Raw genomic sequence first — 19,998 nt, 5'->3', positions numbered from 1 at the left:
ATATTTGCCCCAGTGTCGAGAAATACCGACATACATGACAATAAATGAGGGCATAAAGAGATGGCTAGTCAGATCACATCTGATGGGGTTGCGTTTGCGCATGAGTCGGACACGACAAGGAGAGCCGTTATTGCCGTGATCATCGGCAACGGCTTCGAGTGGTTCGATTTTATTTCCTTCAGCTTCTTTTCGGTAATTATCTCCAAACTTTTCTTTCCATCGACCGACGGCAATCTGTCGCTATTACTTGCCGTATCCACCATTGGCGTCGGATTTTTTATGCGCCCGGTCGGCGGAATCGTCCTCGGCAATATGGCGGACAAAGTGGGACGACAGGCAGCGCTGACCTTGGCGATTGCCTTGATGACTGCCGGTACCGCTTTGATCGCATTCGCGCCTACCTATGATCAGGCGGGCATATGGGCCCCCGTTACGATCGTGATCGCGCGCCTATTGCAAGGCTTTTCGGCCGGTGGCGAAATGGGCGGGGCAACGGCCTACTTGCGCGACTGCGTCCCCGCCTCCCGGCGAGGCTATTACACGAGTTGGATTCAGGCGAGTATCGGCCTCGCGATCATCATCGCATCGGTGCTCGCCGTCGTGATCGTCGATTTTCTCGATCAGAAACAGATCAATTCATGGGGGTGGCGCGTCCCCTTTTTCTTTGGCCTCCTCCTTGGCCCCGCAGGTTTTTACATTCGCTCGCGGCTCCATGATCCCTCGACTGCGGCCACCCGATCGCGTGCGCGCACGCCGGCGGTAGAGGTCGTCCGCACATGGCCCCGCGAGATGCTGACCGGCTTCGGCCTGGTGATCTTCTGGACGGTCTGCTCGTACGTCCTGCTCTTTTATATCCCGACGTATGCGTCGAAGGTACTGAAGCTGGCACCGTCGGCCGGATTCATCGCGGTCTTGGTTGGCGCCTCCATTGTGCTGACCGTGACGCCGATCGTCGGGCTTCTATCCGACCGATTCGGCCGCCGCCCTTTCCTTATCGCCGCACTTGTGGTTGCGCTCGTTGCTGCCTATCCCCTATTCGCATTGCTCAATGCGCGACCGCAGCTCAGCTCGTTGATTCTGTTCCAAGTGGTATTTGGTTGCGTGATCGCACTCTACGAGGGCCCAGTCCTTGCCGCGATTTCCGATCAATTCCCGAGCGAAGTCCTGTCGACCGGCATATCAATTTCATACAACCTCGCGGTTGTGACATTTGGTGGCTTCTCCGCTTCGATCATCACCTTTCTTATCACGCATGCCGGCAGCAATCTCGCGCCGGGATTCTATGTGATCGCCACTGCCGCTCTAAGCTTGATTGCAGTTCTATGCTGGCGCCCCCTTCAGAGGGGACGGACGGCGTAAGCGCGTAAGCAACGCGCTGCCCAATCTCGATTACTGATTTCACCACGGTTCGATGTGCCTACTACGGCGCATCGAACGGGCACCGTCTCGCCCGCCCTTCGCTTCAAAAAGGCAAGCGCCTCATCGCCTTTAGCACTACCCAGGCATTGCCTGGCCATCGCTCCATCGCAACACACTGCGCCAATGGCTGTCCGATGGATTGGGAGAAGTCGCCTGCCGCTGGTGGGCGGGTCACAAGGAAGAATCGTGGATACCGACCTCGGAAAAATAACAGCGAAGTTCAAGTTCACCCGCGACGAGGCAAGAAGTTGGATCAAAGCCGCCAAGCCGACCGTGAGGTTTTACGTGCATGTGCGGATTAACCAAGCCGTTGAGGGCGTCGACGACAAACGTGTTCGCAATGCAGCCCGTACTTCGGTTGAACTGACGCAGAGCTCAGCGCTTGATCTTGTGAGGGGATGCCTCTCCACTTATTCGGAAGAGACTGGGCGCCGTATCCCGTGCAGCGTCTTCGAGCATGGTGAATACATGGCTTACTGGATTGGGGGTTAGCCATGCCGTAAGCGCGTAACTCGAGTCGAGCATGCGGCTGACGCGCCTTACCCATTTTTCTTTGCATCAGACCCTCGAACGTGCCCCGGAGTTGGGGCGCGCTTGTGCCGGCCTATACGAGCGGCACTTTTTTCAGAACAGGTCATGAACCAACCGCTTGCGTTCATGAGCCAGGCTGGCCTGCATGCCGCCCACGCCTCTACCCGCCCTCGTTTACACCGAACATCCCAAAAGCCCGATCGAAAAAACCACCGGCTAGAATGGAGCCCGCGCCACGCCGACGGACGCGTCATCGCACACGTTCACCCGGCCCTCACCCCTCGCAAGGAGTTTTTCTCGATGAGCGGCGGATCCTCCCGTCAGTACGTCCCCCAGCGCATCCTGTTGCTATTGCTGCTATTGATGCTCGCCGGATGCAGCAGTCTGTTCGGCCCGCGGCCCGCCCCTGAGACCGAGCAGACCGCCGCCCCGGCCGAGCCGGCCTCCGAGGCCGCGCCCGAACCGGCTTCCGAAGCAGCAGCACCCGCGCCCGCTTCCGCACCGGCACACGAAGCCGGCGAAACGCGACGCGTGCCACCGCGGCAAGCCGCACGCGCCGTGCCCCGCAGGCGACCAACGCCCGCGCCTGCGCCCGCACCGGCCACCCGGCCCGCCACACCCCCGCTCCTCAGCATGCGGACACTGTCCTCGGCCGACACCCATGGCCTGCTCGATGCGCGCGTGCAGCGGCCCGACGGCAAGGTGATCGGTCGCGCCATCGACATGTTGATCGACGCGAGCGGCAAACCGCGCGAAATGCTCGTGAACCTGACCGGCTTCATGGGCATTGGCGATCGTAAGCTGCGCTTCCCGTGGAACGCGTTCTCGTTCAACGCGACGGGGAAAAAAGCGCCGATCACGCTCGCCGTCGCGCCAGGCCGCCCGCCCGCAGCCGAGCAAGCGCAGGCGAAAGGCGCGAGCAAGCCGGACACACCGGCCTCAGCCAGCCGCGCCGCGCACTTGCTGTCGCTCATCGATGCAACGGTCGAGCGCGGTAACGGCACACGCGTCGGACGCGTGATCGATGTGCTCATCGACAATCGCGGCGATCCGCAGGCGGCTGTCATCGACGTGGGCAGCTTGATCCACGAGCGGCGTAGCGTGGCTGCGGATTGGTCGGCCCTGCACTTCGTCGACAAAGACGATTCGCTCGCCGTGCAGACCGAGCTCTCCGACGAGCAGGTTCACGCCGCGCCGCGCTATGCGCCCGACGAACCGATTCGCGCGATTGCGCCGGCGGCACCGGCCTCGACGTCAGGCGCAGCTTCGGCCGCACGCGCCGCTTCACGGTGACCTGAGCAGATGGCAAGTATTCGTAGTCTTCGCGCACTCGATTGGCTCAATTTCTTTCTCGCCAACGTGCAGACCGGCTTCGGGCCGTTCATCGCCTCCTATCTGACGTCGAACAAATGGACACAGGGCGAGATCGGCCTCGCCTTGAGCGTCGGCACCGCAACGGCCATGCTGAGTCAGGTGCCGGCCGGGGCGTTGATCGACGCGCTGCGCAACAAGAAAGCAGCCGGCGCGATGGCGATCGTGGCGATCGCCGTCTGCGCGCTGCTGCTGGCCGCCAGTCCGACGCTACTGTCGGTACTCGCCGCCGAGATCTTTCACGGCTTTGCCAGTTGCATGCTGACGCCGGCCATTGCGGCGATTTCGTTTGCGCTGGTCGGCCGCCACGCGCTCGGCAATCGGCTTGGGCGCAACGCGCGCTTCGCCTCGATCGGCAGCGCCGTGGCGGCCGCATTGATGGGGGCTTTCGGCGAATACTCGTCGGCACGCGCGGTGTTCTGGCTGACCGCGGCGCTCACGATACCGGCCCTCGTCGCACTGTCGATGATCGAGCACACGGGCCCGGTCACGCAGGGCGGCGCAGGTGCGGGCGCGGGGGAACCCGAGGAGCGGGAAAGCATCAGCGAGCTACTGCGCGACAAGCGCGTGCTCGTGTTCGCCGCTTGCATCGCGCTCTTTCACCTGTCCAATGCGGCGATGCTCAATCTCGCCGCAGGCGAAGTCACGACGCACATGAGCGACAACGTCCAGCTCGTCATCGCGGCCTGCATCATCGTGCCGCAGATGGTCGTCGCGGCACTGTCGCCATGGGTGGGACGCTCGGCCGAACGTTGGGGGCGGCGGCCGCTCCTGCTGTTCGGCTTTGCCGCGCTGCCGGTGCGCGCGCTGCTGTTCGCGGGCGTCTCCAGCCCCTACCTGCTCGTGCCGGTGCAGGCGTTCGACGGCATCAGTGCGGCCGTGTTCGGCGTCATGCTGCCGCTCATCGCGGCCGACGTGGCCGGCGGCAAAGGTCACTACAACCTGTGTATCGGGCTTTTCGGCCTGACCGCCGGCATCGGCGCGACGCTGAGCACGCTGGTGGCCGGCTTCATCGCCGATCGCTTCGGCAATACGGTCAGCTTCATGGGCCTCGCGGCAGCGGGCGCGCTGGCCGTGCTGCTCGTCTGGGCCGCGCTGCCCGAGACGCGCGAGCAAGCTCAACCGGGCACACCCGGTGAAACCGCTACGCCGATGGAAACATGATGCGCGAGCACAGGCGCAGGCACACGTTCACGTCGGCACGCAAGCCGCGTACACGCGCGCAGCGCCTGGCCACGTGGCGGGACGACACACCAAGGGGCTCGCCGCGCAAAGCCTAGTCGACGAGCTCCTGATCGACGGCTGCGCGCGCCGCCACGAGCGCCGCCTCGGCCGCCGAATGCTCGGTCGGCCACACCGCATCGACACGCACGAGCCGCCAGTCGAGTACGACCGCGTCGGCCTTCAGCACGCGGTAATGCGCTTTGATACCGGTCAGCAATTGCTCGATGGCGACTTCGAGATCGAAGCCCTTGTAGGACTCCTCGTAATCGCCCATATCGATACCCTTCGGTTTCATACCGACCTCGCTTCGCGATCAACCGGGCCATGCCGAATTGGGTGACAGGTGCGCAGCGTCACGATCAATCGCAATCTCCCGACAGATACTTTCTGCCGTCACAGGTGATTTCGATGACGCCGTTGCCGTTCTCGTCGGCCAATCCCGCGCCGAGCAATTCAGCCGCAATCGCACTCGACACCAACGGCGGCGCCTGCCCGATCCCGACTTCGTTCAAACACCGCAGCGCCTCGATGGCTTCGGGACTCAAGGATTTCGACATGGCCGGCTCCTCTCGCATGGAACACGCCAATTCATGCTAGCACTTCCATCGCGCCGTGCATGTGACCCGAGAGACGCAAAGGCGCCTCTATAATGTGGCTCGTTCCGATTCTCTCGCGGGAACACTCGCACAGTCTCTTCTGTCCGTGCGTTCCTCGACGCACTACATGCAAAAAATCCTTCTGCCTCTCGTGTCGGGTTTTCTCGCTGCGCTGTTCTTTCACGAAGCAACGCTCGCCCTGTTGCACGCAGCCGGGCTCATTGCGGCCGACGGCTTTTCGACGGCACCGTTCGCCCCACTCGGCATTCCGGAATTCGTCGCCAACGCGCTATGGAGCGCCGTGTGGGCCGTGTTGATGGCATGGCTGCTGCGCGTCTCGCCCGAACGCGTCGCGCCATGGGTGCAGGCCTGCGTATTCGGCGGGCTCGTGCTGACGGCCGCGCGCCTGTTCGTCCTCGATCCAGTACGTGGCATCTGGCCGAGCGGCAACATGCTGCCGCACTTCGCGGTCGGCTTCGCAGCCAACGCGGCATGGGGCTGGGGCGCGCTCGTGTTCATGCGCGCGTTCATGCCGGCCCAGGAAGCGGCATAGCACGGCTGGACCGTACCGCCCTCTATCCGAGCAACGTCCGTAGCGGGTGCTCATCGAGCTCCCACGGGCTCTCGAACATGCGTTCGACGTCGGCACGCGTGACGTCTTCGATTTGACCGATGCGCCAATTCGGGCGATTGTCTTTGTCGATGATGCGTGCACGCACGCCTTCGACGACATCGCCGATTTCGAACGTCGAGCGCGTGAGATCGAGATCGCGGCGCAAGCACTCGGACATCGTGCTTTCGCTGCGTGCCACGACCTCGAGTGATACGGCCATCGACAGCGGCGAACGCTCGCGCATCGTGCCGATCGTCTCCTCGGCCCAATCGCGCGCGACAGTGTCCTGCTCGGCCTGAAGCGAAGCCAGAATGCGCACGACATCGGGCTGGCCGAAATGTCGGTCGATCCATACGCGCGTCTCGGCGAGCGACGACTGCGTGGCGGCCTCGCCCGGCTCCCCCGCGTCCTCGCGCACGAAGCGTTCGAGGCAGGCGACGACGTCGGCTCCACGCTCGAACGATTCGCCGCGCAGCGCTTCGAGCAGCGCGGGACTCATGGCGTTGGGAAGATAAGCGTCCGCGAGGCCCGCATATAAAGCATCTTGCGCGTCCATCGTCGCGCCCGTCACGGCGAGGTAGCGGCCGATCGCGCCCGGCGTGCGCGCGAGAAACCAGCCGGCCCCGACGTCGGGAAAGAGGCCGATGCGCGTCTCCGGCATCGCCATCTTCGTCGAATCGGTGACGATGCGCAGCCCGCCGGTGCGATGCGCGCCTTGGGAAATGCCCATGCCACCGCCCATCACGATGCCGTGCATCAGTGCGATGTAAGGCTTCGGATACGTGAAGATCGCGTGATCGAGCGAATACTCTTCGATGAAGAACGTATCTTGCGCCGCGAGATCGCCGCGCTGCGCCACCTCGTAGAAATAGCGCACGTCGCCCCCGGCACAAAACGCACGCGGATGCGGACTGTAGACGAATATCGCGAGCACGTTCGGATCGCTGCGCCAGGCATCGAGCGCGGCGTGGATCGCGCGAATCATCGGAAGGGACAGCGCGTTCAGCGCCTGAGGGCGATCGAGTTCGATGAACCCGATGCGGTTGTCGACGTAGGTACGCACCTCGCCGCAGGCCGCGCTGGAAACCGGTTCGTGAGTGGGCATGGCAAGAGACTCTCGCGAATGGTGACAGCGCACACGGTAGCACGCACGTGCCGCGATACGGTAGTGCCGCCTTAGGGGCAGCGCCGCATCAGGCAGGCTGGTTCGCTATCCGTGCGCGCCTGACCGAGAGGTCAATGTGCCTGCATGCGCGAGAACAGATTGAGCACGACCACGCCCGCCACGATCAGCGAGAGCCCCGCAACGGCCGCGAGATCGGGCACCTGTCGATAAAGCACGATCGCAACGAGCGTGATGAGCACGATGCCGACGCCGGACCAGATCGCGTAGACGATGCCAACGGGCATCGTCTTCAACGTCATCGACAGACAGTAGAACGCGACGCCATAGCCCGTCACGACGACTAGCGACGGCAACAGCCGAGTGAATCCCGCCGACGCACGCAGTGCCGATGTACCGATGACCTCGGCGACGATCGCGACAGCGAGCCACCCATACCCAGCGCCCCGCACGTTACACCTTGGCGAGCGCGAGTTTGGCATAGTCGTGGCCGAGTTCGGCGCACAACGCCTCGACGACGAACTCGTGATCGCCCCGCTGCGGCAGCCCTGACACGGTCACCGAGCCGATCACGCCGACACCGGCCAGCGTGATCGGAAAGGCGCCGCCGTGGGCGGCGTAGTCGGCCACTGGCAAGCCATGCTTCTCGGCAAGCGAGGTGCCGGCACGCTGCAAGCGCAGGCCGATCGCGTACGAGCTACGTCGAAAGTGGGCAACGACGTTGGCCTTGCGCTGCGCCCAGGCAGCGTTGTCGGGCGTCGCGCCTTCGAGCGAACTGAAAAACAGCGGCTGCCCGAACGTCCGCACGTCGATCGCGAGCGCCAGTGCGCGAGCCGTCGCCACTTCATGCAGGTACGCGCCGAGTTGCCAGGCCCGCGCGGCATCGAAGCGGGAGAAAACGAGCGCCTGTTCCTGCGCGGCGATCAGGTGCAGATCGTGGTCGATATCCATGACGAACAAGGGAAAGAGGAAGGAGAAAAGAGAAGGCCGTGAAAATGCGTGGCGATGAAACGAGGTCCTGCAGCCGTGACAAGCAAGCACCAAGCGCCTCGCAGCAATGCAGACGATTCTAGCGCACGCCCTGAGCGCCCTGCATCCGTGACGCATGAGAAACCGTATGCGCATCATCGCTTGCAACGCATCTTCGTTTGCTCTATACTCTTGTTTTCGACGGACGCGGGGTGGAGCAGTCTGGCAGCTCGTCGGGCTCATAACCCGAAGGTCGTAGGTTCAAATCCTACCCCCGCAACCAATACCGCCGTCTGTACGAAATTCAGTGAAAAGCCCGGTCATCGCACCGGGCTTTTTGCTTTTCAGCTGTGTTGCATCGTTGCACACGACCAGCGTGTCGCGCCTATCGTTGTCCGCACAACCAAACAAAAAAACCAAAGCAAGTCGTACCCGCAAGCACGGGAAGATCCTGCCCCTCCTCTCGTCGACGATCGGCACGCCGCTGCGCGATTCGAATCTCCGCGTTCGGACTCGGAAGCCGGGCAGCCGGTGATACACTCGCATCACCCTCACCCGCGCGCCTCCTATGAAATTCTGTTCAGTCTGCGGTCACGCAGTCAGCTTGCGCATTCCGCCCGGCGACAACCGCGAGCGTTTCGTCTGCGAAAGCTGCGGCACGATCCACTACCAGAATCCCCGCAACGTGGTCGGTACCGTGCCGGTCTGGGAAGACAAAGTGCTGCTGTGCCGCCGCGCCATCGAACCGCGCTACGGCTACTGGACACTGCCTGCGGGCTTCATGGAGATGGGTGAGACGACGGCCGAGGCCGCCGCGCGCGAGACGCTCGAGGAAGCAGGCGCACGTGTCGAAGTGCAGCACCTGTTCTCGCTGCTGAACGTGCCGCACGTGCATCAGGTGCATCTGTTCTATCTCGCGCGTCTGCTCGATCTCGACGTCGCGGCCGGCGAGGAAAGCCTCGAGGTGCGCCTGTTCGACGAAGACGAAATTCCGTGGGACGACATCGCGTTCCCGACGATCGGCCAGACGCTGCGCTTTTTCTTCGCCGATCGCTCGGCCGGCAGCTACGGCTTGCATACAGGCGATATCTTCCGTTCGCTGCGCGACGGCTGACACGCCGCCCTTCCGCTTTCTCACGATTCGCATGGTCCCCTGGCTCGGTCCCGACGATCCGTTCCCGCCTGTCGAGCACGCGCTCGGTGAAACGAGCGGCGCGCCGGGGCTGCTCGCCGCAAGCTCCGATTTGCTGCCCTGGCGCATTCTCGACGCCTATCGGCAAGGCATTTTCCCGTGGTACTCCGATGGCCAGCCCGTTCTGTGGTGGAGCCCCGACCCACGCATGATCCTCGTGCCCGGCGAGTTCAAGGTCTCGCCTTCGCTGCGCAAAACACTGAAGCGCGTGTTGCGCGATGCGAGCTGGGAAGTGCGCGTCGACGCCGATTTTGCCGGCGTCATGCGCTCATGCGCGCAAGCGCCACGGCGCGGCCAGCGCGGTACATGGATCACGGCAGAGATCGTCGACGCCTATTCGGCATTGCACCGGCTCGGCAACGCGCACAGCATCGAAACGTGGCATGAGGGCAAGCGTGTGGGCGGGCTCTACGGGGTATCGCTCGGACGCATGTTCTTCGGCGAATCGATGTTCGCGCATGTCACCGATGCATCGAAAATCGCGCTGGCGGCACTGGTCGGACACCTGCGCCGTCACGAAATAGAAATGATAGACTGCCAGCAGAATACGTCGCATCTGGCCTCGCTCGGCGGCCGCGAGATTGCCCGCAAGGCCTTCGTCGCACACGTGCACAAAGCGGTCGCCGCGGAACCCATCGTCTGGCGCTTCGACAAAACCGCGCTGCTCGATGTGCTGCCGAATGCGGCGTGATTGATCGCCCCCGCCCACGGCAACCAGTCGTGCGAGCAAGAGGCGTCGAAAACCAGGGACGATGCTTGAGAGCCGCCGATGACTCACCCCAATGAGCTGCCGCTTTCACCGCTTTCCGCGCTGCAATTTTATGCAACCGCGCCCTATCCCTGTAGCTACCTGGATGGACGCATTGCGCGCTCGCAGGTCGCCACGCCGAGCCACCTGATCAACTCCGACGTCTACACCGACCTCGTCAAGGCCGGCTTCCGGCGTTCGGGCGTGTTCACTTATCGCCCCTACTGCGAGGGCTGCCGTGCCTGCGTGCCGGTGCGCGTGCCCGTCACCACCTTTCAGCCCAACCGCACGCAGCGGCGCATCTGGAAGCGGCACGGCACACTGGTCGCCTCAGTGGCGCCGCTGCATTACGACGAAGAACATTACGCGCTTTACATGCGCTACCAGGCGGCACGCCATGCGGGCGGCGGCATGGATCGAGACAGCCGCGATCAATACGAACAGTTTCTGCTGCACAGCCGGATCAACTCGCGCCTCGTCGAATTTCGCGAGCCCCCGGCGCCCAGCGACGTTTCGGGTGCGCCCGGCGCGCTGCGCATGGTCAGCATGATCGACATCCTCGGCGACGGACTCTCATCGGTCTATACGTTCTTCGAGCCGGACGCGCCGCACACGAGCTACGGCACCTACAACATCCTGTGGCAGATCGAGCAGGCCAGGAGCCTCGGGCTGCCGTATGTCTACCTCGGTTACTGGATCCGCGAAAGTCCGAAGATGGCCTACAAATCGAACTTCCGGCCGCTCGAAGGCTTGCTCGAGGGCCGCTGGCGCACGCTCGAACCCACCGACGAGACGACCTCGACGGCCGTCGCAAGCCCCCCGGATGGACTCGAGCGCTGAGCCCCGTGGGCCAGGCCGCCCCCAGCACGCGTGTTGTGCCGCGCCTCTGGGGCAAGCCAGGCGAACCCGCTAAAATAGGCGGTTTTCATTTTTTGCCGTCGACTTCTCCCGTGCTCAGTTCCCTCTACCCGCTAGTGCGCGCCCGTCTGTTCCGTATGGACGCGGAAGACGCCCACCACATGACGCTGCGCGCCCTCGGCGCAGCCGGCCGGACCGGTCTCGCGCGACTGCTCGCGCCACACGTGCCGGACCTGCCGCGCACCGTCATGGGCATCGCGTTTCGCAACCCGGTCGGCCTCGCCGCGGGCCTCGACAAGGACGGCGCCTGTATCGACGGTCTTGCCGCACTCGGCTTCGGCTTCATCGAAGTCGGCACGGTCACGCCGCGCCCACAGCCCGGCAACCCGCGCCCACGCATCTTCCGGCTGCCCGAGGCCGGCGCGCTGATCAATCGCATGGGCTTCAACAACGGCGGCGTCGATCAGTTCGTGAAGAACGTCCAGGCGGCGCGCTATCGCGGCCCCCTCGGGCTCAACATCGGCAAGAACGCCGATACGCCCATCGAGCGCGCGGCCGAAGACTACCTGTACTGCCTCGAACGCGTGTACCCGTTCGCCAGCTATGTGACGATCAACATCTCGTCGCCGAATACGAAGAACCTGCGCCAGCTGCAAGGCGCGAACGAGCTCGACGCCCTGATCGGCGCGCTCAAGGACAAGCAGCAGCGGCTCGCCGATATGCACGGCAAGCTGGTGCCGCTCGCGCTGAAGATCGCCCCCGACCTCGACGACGAGCAGATCAAGGCCATCGCCGATACGCTGCTGCGCCATCGCATCGAAGGCGTGATCGCCACCAATACGACGCTCTCGCGCACCGCCGTTGCGGGCCTGCCGTACGCCGAGGAAACAGGCGGCCTGTCGGGCAAGCCCGTGCTCGACGCGTCGAACGCCGTCATCGCGAAGCTGCGTGCCGAAGTCGGCGACGCGGTCGCGATCATCGGCGTCGGCGGCATTTCGTCGGGTGAGGATGCGGTGGCCAAGCTCGCCGCCGGCGCCTCGCTCGTGCAGCTGTACACCGGCTTCATCTATCGCGGCCCAGCGCTCGTCGGCGAATGCGTGGAGGCGATCGCACACCGCCAACGCTCGGGCATATAGACATAAACAAACGGTATTTCGGATCCGATTGCCTTATCGCTATCATTGCTTCCCACGTCAACGCCCTGCCGGGCAAAGAGAGGAATAGATGAAGATTGCGACGTTGAAGAAGATCCTGACGGCTGGCCTGATTGGCGTGACGTGCTTCGCGGCGAGTGCGCACGCGCAAGATCTGCTCGACCAGGTCAAAACGCGCGGCACGCTACGCGTGGGTCTCGAAGGGACGTTCCCGCCGTTCAACTCGAAGGATCCGAAGACCGGCGAACTCGTCGGCTTCGATGTCGACATCGCCAAGGCCGTGGCAGCCAAGCTCGGCGTGAAGCCCGAGTTCGTCACGACCGAATGGAGCGGCATCATCGCGGGCCTGCAAGCGGGCAAGTTCGACGTGATCGTCAATCAGGTCGGCATCACCGACAAGCGCAAGGAAACGCTCGACTTCTCGCCGGCCTATACGTACTCGGCCGCGCAGCTGATCCAGCGCAAGGACGATTCGCGCCAGTTCAAATCGCTTGAAGACCTCAAGGGCAAGAAGCTCGGCGTCGGCCTCGGCACCAACTACATGGATATGGCCAAGTCGGTGCAGGGCATCGACGTGAAGACCTATCCGGGCGCGCCCGAGTACCTGCGCGATCTCGCGGCCGGGCGCCTCGACGCGGCCCTCAACGACCGCTTGATGCTGGCCTACCTGCTCAAGAACTCGCAGCTGCCGCTGCGTACGGGCGCCAGCGTCGGCGCGGGCAATCCGTCGGGCATCCCGTTCAAGAAGGGCAATCCGAAGTTCGCGAAGGCGATCGACGATGCGATGACGCAGCTCGAAGCCGACGGCACGTTCGCGAAGATCTCCGACAAGTGGTTCGGCATCGACGTGACCAAGCCTCTGCCGGCCACCGCGAACCAGTAAGCGCATCCGCCGACGGCAAGCATGATGGGCGGCATCCCGACGATGCCGCCCTTTTCTTTTGGCCGTTTTATGATGTGCGTTCGCCGGCTGCGCGCCTAACGCCCCTGTTCCCATCACACGCCATGTCCACCACTTCGCTGCTCGTTCAATCGATGCCCGTGCTTGCGCAAGGGGCTGTCCTCACGGTCAAGTTCGCCGTGCTGTCGATGATCTTCGGGCTGATCGCGGCCGTCGTGCTCGCCCTGATGGGCATCTCGCACAGCAAACCGCTGAACTGGCTCTCGCGCACCTACGTCAGCCTGATCCGCGGCACGCCGCTGCTCGTGCAGATCTTCGTCGTCTATTACGGATTGCCAAGTATCGGCATTTCGCTCGACCCCACACCGGCCGGCGTCATTGCGCTATCGGCGAACGTGGCGGCGTATTTGTCCGAGAGCATGCGCGGCGCGATCAACGGCATCCATCGCGGCCAATGGCTGGCCGCATTCAGCCTGGGCCTGTCGCGGCGCCAGACGCTGCGTTACGTGATCGGCCCACAGGCGCTGCGCATTGCTGTGCCGAGCCTGTCCAACAGCCTCATCAGCCTCATCAAGGACACCTCGCTCGTCTCGGTCATCACCGTCACGGAGCTGCTGCGCAGCGCGCAGGAAGTCATTGCCTCGACCTACCAGCCGCTGCCGCTGTATCTGGCCGCGGCCGCGGTGTACTGGGTGCTGTGCCAGGTGCTCGAGTGGGTCCAGCACTGGTACGAACGCCGGCTCGCGCTGCCGACGCGGCATTGAGCGCATGAGGCTGCGGCGAACGCCGCAGCCAGTACCCTGCCAACCGACCTGCCCTAACGCCGGCTCGGCATCTCGACGGAGAACTCGCGGCTGATCTCTTCGGCCGCGAAATCGATGACGGCCACTGCAGCCGCTTCGGCCTCCTTAGGATCGCGCCGCTCGATGGACTCGACGAGCCGCTCATGCGTGCGGACCGCGATCTCCCAGCCCCCCGGCTTCCGGCTCAGCATCGGAAGCGTGGCCGCGAGTGCGCCGCGGATGATGGCCGCCATCTGCTGGAAGAACTGATTGCCGCTCGCGTGAACGATGCGCGTGTGCAACAGTTCGTCGGCCGGGGCATAGCCGGGGTCTTCGGGCGCCAACGTCTTGAACACGTCGTACGCCTCGCGGATGCCGGCCACTTCGGCCACGCTCGCTCGCGCAGCTGCCTGCGCCGCGGCGCGCGGCTCGATCAGCATGCGGAACTCGATGACGTCGCGCATGAACTGCGGGTCGGGTTTCGCGCGAAACCGCCAGTTCACGACGTCCTCATCGATCATGCGCCAGTCGCGCATGGGCCGGATGCGCGTGCCCACCTTGGGGCGCACATCGAGCATGTGACGCGCGAGTAGCATCGACAACGCTTCACGCATCACGGTGCGACTGACGTCGAACTCCTTCGACAGCACATCCTGCGGCGGAAGAATCGCCCCGTATTTTTCTTCGACGATGCCGGCCACCAGCCCATCCATGACTTTGCTGACCAGCGAACGATCCTTGCCCTGCTCCATGACAACCCCCGATGCGTCCTCCGACGCGTGTCCTTCGCCTGTTTCTCTATGCACCTTTTGCCTCGCTTTCTCGGGTACGCGATACGGTGCTTCGATCTATATCGACACGCCATCGGGAAACGCCTGAACAGGGTTATCCCTCTGACGAAATCGTCTACGACCGGGCCCGGATCAATGCCACCGTGCCGCTCTTGTTGCGCAGTGACTTACTTCGTACACCTTCACAATTAAAATCACGCGTCGCGGCGCTTGCCACCTCGATCTCGCGGTTTCAATCGCACGCCAAAGTAATACGAATCGTCACGGTTGCACGGTACGCGTCAGACAAGTCCTGTTCCGTTCGCCATCGCACTCATGCGAAGGTTGCGTATCGTCCATAGGGGAAACCCCGTTGGCTACCGCACAACGGAGGCAGTGCCTAAGCGATGTCTCAACCTTGAGTCATTCGCGACGCGCGCGCGTTTTTACAACGGCGGGCCACACCAACAAGCGTTGCCTCGACGCGTCCGACTTTGTAAAGCACGGTCGCCCGAGCGTCGGCGCGGCGCGATGCGCTGGGTGCCGCCTGCGACAAGCCTCCGCCATTGTTCAGACCAGACGCGACGCGGCGCATCAGATCAGCCGATGCAACACAACTGAATCAATTTGAGCGGGCTCCCAGCGCTCGCGTGCGGTCCATCACACGGGCCGGCGACGCGTGCAAAGACGTCGCTCGATGCCTGGGAGCCAATGCTGACAAGGGTTTGGCGAGCACAACGGGCTCTGATGGGGCAACTGGCGGGACGTGCGGCTCAATGTGCAGATTTGAAACAAAAACGAATCGCCCGCCAGCCCAAGCCCGTCGCTGCGTGCGTTGCAACACGCCCGGAGCAGTGTTTGAGCGGCTTGGCACGATCCTCGCTGAACTCGACGCGCAACTGAGCGCTGCCGCACAGACGGCAACGCGGCCAGGGAGAGGCCAAAACGACGCCGGAACGCGCGCAGCCCCAAAAGGTTCGATGTCCTTGACGTCTTGCGCGACGTATCCGGCCCAGAAACATGAAGCCGCGAAAGCCCATGCGACGTTTCGCCCATGACGCGGCTTTTACCGAGGACCGATCATGCTAACCCTACAATCCGACCTTCACGGCAACCACCTCCTCGGCGCGTTGCCGTCGCATGAGTGGCAGGCGCTGACGCCGCACCTTGAATTGGTCCATCTGCGTACCGAGCAATTGCTGTGCGATTGTGGCCACAAGATCCACCACGTCTATTTCCCGACCACAGCGATCATCTCGATCCTGTCGATGATGGAGGACGGTGGTTCGGTCGAGCTCGCGGCCGTGGGCCGTGAAGGCATGACGGGGGTCCAGGTGCTGACAGGCGGCGAAACGATGCCGAGCCGCGTGCAAGTGCAATGCTCGGGCTTCGCCTATCGCATGAGCGCTCAGCAGTTGAAGCACGAAATCGCACGTTCGGATCTGTTGCGCCGCCTGATGCTGCTCTACATGCAGGCGCTGCTGACGCAGGTCGCGCAGACTGCCGCGTGCAATCGCCATCATTCGCTGAGCAAGCAGCTTTGCCGGTGGCTGCTGATCGAGATCGATCGCGCTGCGACGAATGAGTTGGCCGTCACCCAACAGCTGATCGCGGACATGCTGGGCGTACGCCGCGAAGGCATCACGGAAGCGGCCGGCAAACTGCATGACCAAGGCCTGATCCACCACAGCCGCGGCCACATCAAGGTGCTCGACCGCCAGGGGCTCGAGTCGCGCGCGTGCGAATGCTATGGGCTGGTGAAGCGGGAGTTCGATCGCCTGCTGCCAAGCTTGCACCAGACGAACACCGTGAGCTGAAAATTGGCATGCCATGCGCGCACACCGAACGCTGCGCGTGGGCCGTAGGACCTGAGAGAACGACTAATACGCGTTGAAATCGCTGCGCACACGTTCGCGCGCTTCGTAAAGGGTGGCCAGCATCACGAGATGCGCACGCTCTTCGGCGGCCTCCTGTTCGGTCATTCCGCCGCACGCCTGGCCGCCGACGACGATGCCGAGACCGAGCGCATAGTTGCCTGCGAACGTGGTGGGAGAGGCGTCGGCGTCCCTTAGCCGCGCATACGCCGTGTCGAGGGCGTGCCGCAGTTCGCGTTGCATGATCGGTCAATCCTTGAATCTGATTCTGGTACGTCGGTACGTCGGACAACCGCTAATGTAATCGATGCCCATGCGTTTGGCTGCTCCTGGCAGACCCTAGGAGCAGCCGACGACATCCAGCTTCAGGCTTATGTGCGGTAGTCGAGGGTTTCGACGCCTTGATCCGAGCCCAGCAGGCACAAATCGGCACCGCGGCCGGCAAACAGGCCTACCGTCACGACACCGGGCCACGCGTTGACCGTCGCCTCCAGCGCGCGCGGATCGGCGATGCGCAAGCCTTTCACATCGATGATCTCGTTACCGTTGTCCGTAATGTAAGGCGAGCCATCCTGGCGTACGCGCAACACCGGTACGCCACCGAGCGCCGTCACGCGGCGGCCGATCGCCGTACGCGCCATCGGCACGATCTCGATCGGCAGCGGGAATTGGCCGAGCACGTCGACGCGCTTCGATGCGTCAGCGATGCAAACGAATACTTCGGATACCGATGCGACGATCTTCTCGCGCGTGAGCGCACCGCCGCCGCCCTTGATCATCGCGCCGCTCGCGTCGATCTCGTCGGCGCCATCGACGTACACGGGCAGCGATTCGACGTCGTTGAGGTCGAACACCTCGATGCCATGCTGCTCGAGGCGGGCCGTCGTGGCGACCGAGCTCGATACCGCACCGCGAAAGCGCTGCTTCTGCGTGGCCAGTGCATCGATGAAACAGTTGGCCGTCGAGCCCGTGCCGACGCCGATAATGGCGCCCTCGGGTACGTTGTTGATGACATAGTCGGCGGCCGCCTGGCCGACCAGCCGCTTGAGTTCGTCTTGGGTCATGGGAGTAAGGACAGAGCTGGCGAAAGGCGTCAGTTTACCGGAGTTGGGGCGGCCTTTACCGGAGTTTGGAACGCCTTTACCGGAGTTTGGAACGCCTTTACCGGAGTTTGGAACGCCTTTACCGGAGTTTGGAACGCCTTTCGCCCGAGCCGCGTCGCTGCGCGCGCCGCGGCTCGCCCCTCCTTTACGCGACGCCGATCAGAACGGCGATTTCAGCGAGAGCGCGCCGCTGCCGTACTGGGTGCCACCGCCAAAATCGGAGCTGAGCGTGGCATTGAGCGAAGACAGCGTCGCCGCATCCTGCGTGATCAAGCCGAGCTCGCGATTGCGGGTGAGCGAAGCGACCGAAAAGTTCTCCGAGCCGACGAACGCGCTCGCACTCGAGGTGCCGTAGTCGGCGAGGATCACCTTCGCGTGAATGTACAGAGACGCGCTCGGATCGTAGGTGCTGATCTGCACGCCAGCCGCGCTGAGCGTGTTGTAGTTGGTGACCCACTTGCTGCTGTAGGTCATCGCCACCTGCACCTGCACGCCGCGCTTCGCCGCGTTCACGAGCGCCGTCACGATCTTCGAGTTGCTCATCTCTTCGTTCTCGACCTGCAGCGTGCTCGTCGCCGAATTGATCAGGCCGACGAGATCGGTCGTCGACTGCGTCGGACTCCAGACGAGATCGTCCCCGGCCGGCGGGCTGATCGCGCTCGCGTTGAAATCGGCATTGAACGTCTTCTCGATCGCGGCCACGTCGTTCGCGTCCTGCTCGATGACCGCGAAGTCACGCGAGGTCGAGTAGTAGCGGCTCGTGAGGTTCAGCGACATGATCGCGACCGACTGGCCGTCGACGACGATCGACTTCTGGTGCGTGGCCGAATAGGTCGGGTTGGCCCATACGACGTTCACGCCGTTTTGCGACAAATAGTTGTAAGCGGTCTGGTTGTTGCTCGACTCGAGGTTCTGGTCGAGGATCACGCGCACCGCCACGCCGTTGGCCGCGAGCTGCGTCAGGATCTGTTCGGCCGTCGTGTCGACGAGTTCGTACATCGTCATGTCGAGCGTCTTCGTCGCCGTGCGCATGAAGTTGTAGATGGGCGTAAGGCCTTGATCAGGCTCGGTGACGAGCGTTAGCGGGCCAGCAGCCGATGTCGTAGCAGCGTCGACATCGGTGGCAGCGGCAAACCAGGTTGCGGCAAGTAGCACGGCAATTGCAGGGACTCGATTCATGAACGACCTCCAGAAATAAAAGTATTCCCCGGCAGGTACTTTCTGTATTTTTCGCCTGCAATCACACATTTTCATTTTCGCCACAAAACAGACACGGCTTTCTTATAAACGAAAACCCATGCCACACAAAACCCTTACACGGTCACGACGATCATGAAAGGCTTGCAGGTCGCTTGCAGCGGGCTTCTCACGGCACGCTTATCTTGCACACCTTAGAAAAACCTGCGGATTATTCAAGAATGTTTTTTACGTGGCAATCGAAATCGAGCCGAATGAGCGATCGACTTCGCGCGATTGAATTTTTAATAATTTTATATATCGCTCGATTATCGAAGACGAGCCATTCTGTCCATGACTCGTGCGCAAGATGGCAGTCGCCGATGGGGACGCGATCGACGCGGGTCGCGCGCCCCCTCCTCGCACGTGCGTTACGTTTCGTAGTCCGTATATTTACGCGAGTCGCCCTTGACCTTCTCGACCGGATACTTGGCGCGATTGATCGCCATCTTGTCGATGACGGCTTCACGCAGGTCGACGTCGAGCTTGTCGGCAAGGCTGATGAGGTAGGTCAGCACATCGGCCATCTCGTGCCGGACCGCCTCGAGCTTGGCCTGCCCGAGCTCGTGCCGCTCACCCGTGGCAAGCCATTGAAACGGCTCGAGCAGTTCGCTCGCCTCGACGCTCAACGCAATGGCCAGGTTCTTGGGCGTATGGAACTGCTCCCACTCGCGCTCGCGCACGAATGTGCGCACGATCTCGCGCAGCTCGAGCAGATCGCGCTTGGCGTCGGTCGGCTCCATGTCGCTTACCGTTTGACGGCGCGCTGCCGCACAGCCTCGAACAGGCACACGCCGCTCGCCACCGACACGTTCAGGCTCTCGACGGTCCCCGCCATCGGGATGTGCATGACCTCGTCGCAGGTGTCGCGCGTGAGCCGGCGCATGCCCTCGCCTTCGGCCCCCATCACGAGCGCCACGGGGCCATCGAGCTTCGTGTCGTAGAGGCCCGCCGGCGCATCGCCTGCCGTGCCGACGATCCATACGCCCGCGTCCTTGAGCTCGCGCAGCGCGCGGGCCAGGTTCGTGACCGTGATGTACGGCACCGTATCCGCGGCACCGCTCGCGACCTTGGCGGCCGTCGCATTGAGTCCGACGGCCCGATCGCGCGGCGCGATGACGGCGTGCGCGCCGGCTCCATCCGCCACGCGCAAGCATGCGCCGAGATTGTGCGGATCGGTCACGCCGTCGAGCACGAGCAGCAGCGCCGGGCCGTTGATGCCGTCGAGCAATTCCGCCAGGTTCTGCGCCAGCGGCAGATCGGCCGCGCGCGCGACCACGCCCTGGTGACGCTCCGTATGCGCGAGGCCCCACAGCCGCGTCTCGTCGGCGGCGATCAGACGCACGCCGGCCTCCTTCGCCGTTTGCAGGAAATCCTGCATGCGGCGATCGCGTCGCGTCGCGTCGTAGAACACCTCCTCGACCGTCGACGCGTCGTGCCGCAAGCGTGCGGTGACTGCATGAAACCCGTAGAGAACCTTAAGACGTGACATAGCTGATTCGAAACATCAATGGATGATGCGGGGGGGCGCGCA

At 63.3% G+C, this 19,998-nt stretch carries 23 protein-coding genes and 1 tRNA gene; 13 read left to right on the top strand and 11 right to left on the bottom strand.

Annotated features, from left to right (window positions below):
- Window positions 1-60: 60 nt before the first annotated feature.
- The 4 genes from D7S89_RS02200 to D7S89_RS02185 all read left to right on the top strand — a co-directional run bounded on the left by D7S89_RS02200 (window position 61) and on the right by D7S89_RS02185 (window position 4,485).
- The gene (locus D7S89_RS02200) at window positions 61-1,359 is read left to right on the top strand and encodes an MFS transporter (protein ID WP_121275168.1); all 1,299 of its coding nucleotides are present in this window, start codon (window positions 61-63) and stop codon (window positions 1,357-1,359) included.
- A 246-nt stretch (window positions 1,360-1,605) separates the two neighbouring features.
- On the top strand, window positions 1,606-1,911 hold the full coding sequence (locus D7S89_RS02195) for a hypothetical protein (protein ID WP_147426579.1): 306 nt from the start codon (window positions 1,606-1,608) through the stop codon (window positions 1,909-1,911).
- Window positions 1,912-2,250: 339 nt separating this feature from the next.
- The gene (locus D7S89_RS02190; protein ID WP_121275164.1) at window positions 2,251-3,243 is read left to right on the top strand and encodes a PRC-barrel domain-containing protein; all 993 of its coding nucleotides are present in this window, start codon (window positions 2,251-2,253) and stop codon (window positions 3,241-3,243) included.
- 9 nt (window positions 3,244-3,252) lie between these two features.
- Window positions 3,253-4,485, top strand: coding sequence for an MFS transporter (locus tag D7S89_RS02185; RefSeq protein WP_121275162.1), 1,233 nt, complete (start codon window positions 3,253-3,255; stop codon window positions 4,483-4,485).
- Window positions 4,486-4,597: 112 nt separating this feature from the next.
- Here D7S89_RS02185 and D7S89_RS02180 read toward each other — a convergent pair whose 3' ends face one another.
- Window positions 4,598-4,840, bottom strand: a complete 243-nt coding sequence (locus D7S89_RS02180; RefSeq protein ID WP_121275160.1) for a hypothetical protein — start codon at window positions 4,838-4,840, stop codon at window positions 4,598-4,600.
- Window positions 4,841-4,904: 64 nt separating this feature from the next.
- Window positions 4,905-5,102: a hypothetical protein gene (locus D7S89_RS02175; RefSeq protein WP_121275158.1), complete on the bottom strand. Its 198-nt coding sequence runs from the start codon at window positions 5,100-5,102 to the stop codon at window positions 4,905-4,907.
- Between the two features lie 166 nt (window positions 5,103-5,268).
- On the opposite strand from D7S89_RS02175, the gene D7S89_RS02170 reads away from it, so the two are divergent.
- Window positions 5,269-5,694, top strand: a complete 426-nt coding sequence (locus tag D7S89_RS02170) for a hypothetical protein (protein ID WP_121276013.1) — start codon at window positions 5,269-5,271, stop codon at window positions 5,692-5,694.
- A 22-nt stretch (window positions 5,695-5,716) separates the two neighbouring features.
- Here D7S89_RS02170 and D7S89_RS02165 read toward each other — a convergent pair whose 3' ends face one another.
- The 3 genes from D7S89_RS02165 to D7S89_RS02155 all read right to left on the bottom strand — a co-directional run bounded on the left by D7S89_RS02165 (window position 5,717) and on the right by D7S89_RS02155 (window position 7,828).
- A complete protein-coding gene (locus D7S89_RS02165) occupies window positions 5,717-6,859 on the bottom strand; it encodes an enoyl-CoA hydratase/isomerase family protein (RefSeq protein WP_121275156.1) in 1,143 nt (380 codons plus the stop codon).
- Between the two features lie 131 nt (window positions 6,860-6,990).
- Window positions 6,991-7,329 (bottom strand): DMT family transporter, encoded by a 339-nt coding sequence (locus D7S89_RS02160; protein WP_121275154.1) that lies wholly within the window; start codon window positions 7,327-7,329, stop codon window positions 6,991-6,993.
- 1 nt (window position 7,330) lies between these two features.
- On the bottom strand, window positions 7,331-7,828 hold the full coding sequence (locus D7S89_RS02155; RefSeq protein WP_121275153.1) for a heme-degrading domain-containing protein: 498 nt from the start codon (window positions 7,826-7,828) through the stop codon (window positions 7,331-7,333).
- Window positions 7,829-8,052: 224 nt separating this feature from the next.
- Between D7S89_RS02155 and D7S89_RS02150 the strand changes: the two genes are divergently transcribed.
- The 7 genes from D7S89_RS02150 to D7S89_RS02120 all read left to right on the top strand — a co-directional run bounded on the left by D7S89_RS02150 (window position 8,053) and on the right by D7S89_RS02120 (window position 13,463).
- A tRNA-Met gene (locus D7S89_RS02150) sits at window positions 8,053-8,129 on the top strand.
- Between the two features lie 285 nt (window positions 8,130-8,414).
- Complete coding sequence (locus D7S89_RS02145) at window positions 8,415-8,960, top strand: NUDIX hydrolase (RefSeq protein ID WP_121275151.1); 546 nt, start codon at window positions 8,415-8,417, stop codon at window positions 8,958-8,960.
- A gap of 31 nt (window positions 8,961-8,991) precedes the next feature.
- Window positions 8,992-9,729: a leucyl/phenylalanyl-tRNA--protein transferase gene (gene aat / locus D7S89_RS02140; protein ID WP_121275150.1), complete on the top strand. Its 738-nt coding sequence runs from the start codon at window positions 8,992-8,994 to the stop codon at window positions 9,727-9,729.
- 78 nt (window positions 9,730-9,807) lie between these two features.
- Window positions 9,808-10,626 carry an arginyltransferase gene (locus tag D7S89_RS02135; protein ID WP_121275148.1) on the top strand — a complete coding sequence of 273 codons (819 nt, stop codon included), beginning with the start codon at window positions 9,808-9,810 and terminating at the stop codon, window positions 10,624-10,626.
- 110 nt (window positions 10,627-10,736) lie between these two features.
- Window positions 10,737-11,780 carry a quinone-dependent dihydroorotate dehydrogenase gene (locus D7S89_RS02130; protein WP_121275146.1) on the top strand — a complete coding sequence of 348 codons (1,044 nt, stop codon included), beginning with the start codon at window positions 10,737-10,739 and terminating at the stop codon, window positions 11,778-11,780.
- Window positions 11,781-11,868: 88 nt separating this feature from the next.
- Window positions 11,869-12,681, top strand: coding sequence for a cystine ABC transporter substrate-binding protein (locus D7S89_RS02125; RefSeq protein WP_121275145.1), 813 nt, complete (start codon window positions 11,869-11,871; stop codon window positions 12,679-12,681).
- A gap of 122 nt (window positions 12,682-12,803) precedes the next feature.
- Complete coding sequence (locus D7S89_RS02120) at window positions 12,804-13,463, top strand: amino acid ABC transporter permease (protein ID WP_121275143.1); 660 nt, start codon at window positions 12,804-12,806, stop codon at window positions 13,461-13,463.
- A 53-nt stretch (window positions 13,464-13,516) separates the two neighbouring features.
- Here D7S89_RS02120 and D7S89_RS02115 read toward each other — a convergent pair whose 3' ends face one another.
- Window positions 13,517-14,233, bottom strand: coding sequence for a FadR/GntR family transcriptional regulator (locus tag D7S89_RS02115; protein ID WP_121275141.1), 717 nt, complete (start codon window positions 14,231-14,233; stop codon window positions 13,517-13,519).
- A gap of 1,100 nt (window positions 14,234-15,333) precedes the next feature.
- On the opposite strand from D7S89_RS02115, the gene D7S89_RS02110 reads away from it, so the two are divergent.
- Window positions 15,334-16,068 carry a Crp/Fnr family transcriptional regulator gene (locus D7S89_RS02110; RefSeq protein WP_121275140.1) on the top strand — a complete coding sequence of 245 codons (735 nt, stop codon included), beginning with the start codon at window positions 15,334-15,336 and terminating at the stop codon, window positions 16,066-16,068.
- Window positions 16,069-16,131: 63 nt separating this feature from the next.
- On the opposite strand, the gene D7S89_RS02105 is transcribed toward D7S89_RS02110, so the two are convergent.
- The 5 genes from D7S89_RS02105 to rlmB form a co-directional block, all read right to left on the bottom strand.
- Entirely contained in the window at window positions 16,132-16,368 is a 237-nt protein-coding gene (locus tag D7S89_RS02105; RefSeq protein ID WP_121275138.1) for a hypothetical protein, read from the bottom strand.
- Window positions 16,369-16,496: 128 nt separating this feature from the next.
- Window positions 16,497-17,189 (bottom strand): ribose-5-phosphate isomerase RpiA, encoded by a 693-nt coding sequence (gene rpiA, locus D7S89_RS02100; RefSeq protein WP_121275136.1) that lies wholly within the window; start codon window positions 17,187-17,189, stop codon window positions 16,497-16,499.
- A 198-nt stretch (window positions 17,190-17,387) separates the two neighbouring features.
- Window positions 17,388-18,407, bottom strand: a complete 1,020-nt coding sequence (locus tag D7S89_RS02095) for a phospholipase D-like domain-containing protein (RefSeq protein WP_183085075.1) — start codon at window positions 18,405-18,407, stop codon at window positions 17,388-17,390.
- Between the two features lie 428 nt (window positions 18,408-18,835).
- A complete protein-coding gene (locus D7S89_RS02090; RefSeq protein WP_121275130.1) occupies window positions 18,836-19,207 on the bottom strand; it encodes a nucleotide pyrophosphohydrolase in 372 nt (123 codons plus the stop codon).
- A gap of 5 nt (window positions 19,208-19,212) precedes the next feature.
- Entirely contained in the window at window positions 19,213-19,956 is a 744-nt protein-coding gene (gene rlmB, locus D7S89_RS02085) for a 23S rRNA (guanosine(2251)-2'-O)-methyltransferase RlmB (protein ID WP_121275128.1), read from the bottom strand.
- Window positions 19,957-19,998 lie beyond the last annotated feature (42 nt).

The organism is Trinickia fusca (assembly GCF_003628145.1).
GTDB classification, from domain to species: Bacteria; Pseudomonadota; Gammaproteobacteria; order Burkholderiales; family Burkholderiaceae; genus Trinickia; species Trinickia fusca.
Note: the sequence above shows the minus strand (reverse complement) of the source record. Positions and strands in the feature narration are given on the sequence as shown.

Bases quoted from the DNA above. Each gene is read 5' to 3' on its own strand.
- D7S89_RS02200 (WP_121275168.1), top strand. From the start codon at position 61: ATGGCTAGTCAGATCACATCTGATGGGGTTGCGTTTGCGCATGAGTCG.
- D7S89_RS02190 (WP_121275164.1), top strand. From the start codon at position 2,251: ATGAGCGGCGGATCCTCCCGTCAGTACGTCCCCCAGCGCATCCTGTTG.
- D7S89_RS02185 (WP_121275162.1), top strand. From the start codon at position 3,253: ATGGCAAGTATTCGTAGTCTTCGCGCACTCGATTGGCTCAATTTCTTT.
- D7S89_RS02180 (WP_121275160.1), bottom strand. From the start codon at position 4,840: ATGAAACCGAAGGGTATCGATATGGGCGATTACGAGGAGTCCTACAAG.
- D7S89_RS02175 (WP_121275158.1), bottom strand. From the start codon at position 5,102: ATGTCGAAATCCTTGAGTCCCGAAGCCATCGAGGCGCTGCGGTGTTTG.
- D7S89_RS02170 (WP_121276013.1), top strand. From the start codon at position 5,269: ATGCAAAAAATCCTTCTGCCTCTCGTGTCGGGTTTTCTCGCTGCGCTG.
- D7S89_RS02165 (WP_121275156.1), bottom strand. From the start codon at position 6,859: ATGCCCACTCACGAACCGGTTTCCAGCGCGGCCTGCGGCGAGGTGCGT.
- D7S89_RS02155 (WP_121275153.1), bottom strand. From the start codon at position 7,828: ATGGATATCGACCACGATCTGCACCTGATCGCCGCGCAGGAACAGGCG.
- D7S89_RS02145 (WP_121275151.1), top strand. From the start codon at position 8,415: ATGAAATTCTGTTCAGTCTGCGGTCACGCAGTCAGCTTGCGCATTCCG.
- aat (WP_121275150.1), top strand. From the start codon at position 8,992: ATGGTCCCCTGGCTCGGTCCCGACGATCCGTTCCCGCCTGTCGAGCAC.
- D7S89_RS02135 (WP_121275148.1), top strand. From the start codon at position 9,808: ATGACTCACCCCAATGAGCTGCCGCTTTCACCGCTTTCCGCGCTGCAA.
- D7S89_RS02125 (WP_121275145.1), top strand. From the start codon at position 11,869: ATGAAGATTGCGACGTTGAAGAAGATCCTGACGGCTGGCCTGATTGGC.
- D7S89_RS02120 (WP_121275143.1), top strand. From the start codon at position 12,804: ATGTCCACCACTTCGCTGCTCGTTCAATCGATGCCCGTGCTTGCGCAA.
- D7S89_RS02115 (WP_121275141.1), bottom strand. From the start codon at position 14,233: ATGGAGCAGGGCAAGGATCGTTCGCTGGTCAGCAAAGTCATGGATGGG.
- D7S89_RS02110 (WP_121275140.1), top strand. From the start codon at position 15,334: ATGCTAACCCTACAATCCGACCTTCACGGCAACCACCTCCTCGGCGCG.
- D7S89_RS02105 (WP_121275138.1), bottom strand. From the start codon at position 16,368: ATGCAACGCGAACTGCGGCACGCCCTCGACACGGCGTATGCGCGGCTA.
- rpiA (WP_121275136.1), bottom strand. From the start codon at position 17,189: ATGACCCAAGACGAACTCAAGCGGCTGGTCGGCCAGGCGGCCGCCGAC.
- D7S89_RS02095 (WP_183085075.1), bottom strand. From the start codon at position 18,407: ATGAATCGAGTCCCTGCAATTGCCGTGCTACTTGCCGCAACCTGGTTT.
- D7S89_RS02090 (WP_121275130.1), bottom strand. From the start codon at position 19,207: ATGGAGCCGACCGACGCCAAGCGCGATCTGCTCGAGCTGCGCGAGATC.
- rlmB (WP_121275128.1), bottom strand. From the start codon at position 19,956: ATGTCACGTCTTAAGGTTCTCTACGGGTTTCATGCAGTCACCGCACGC.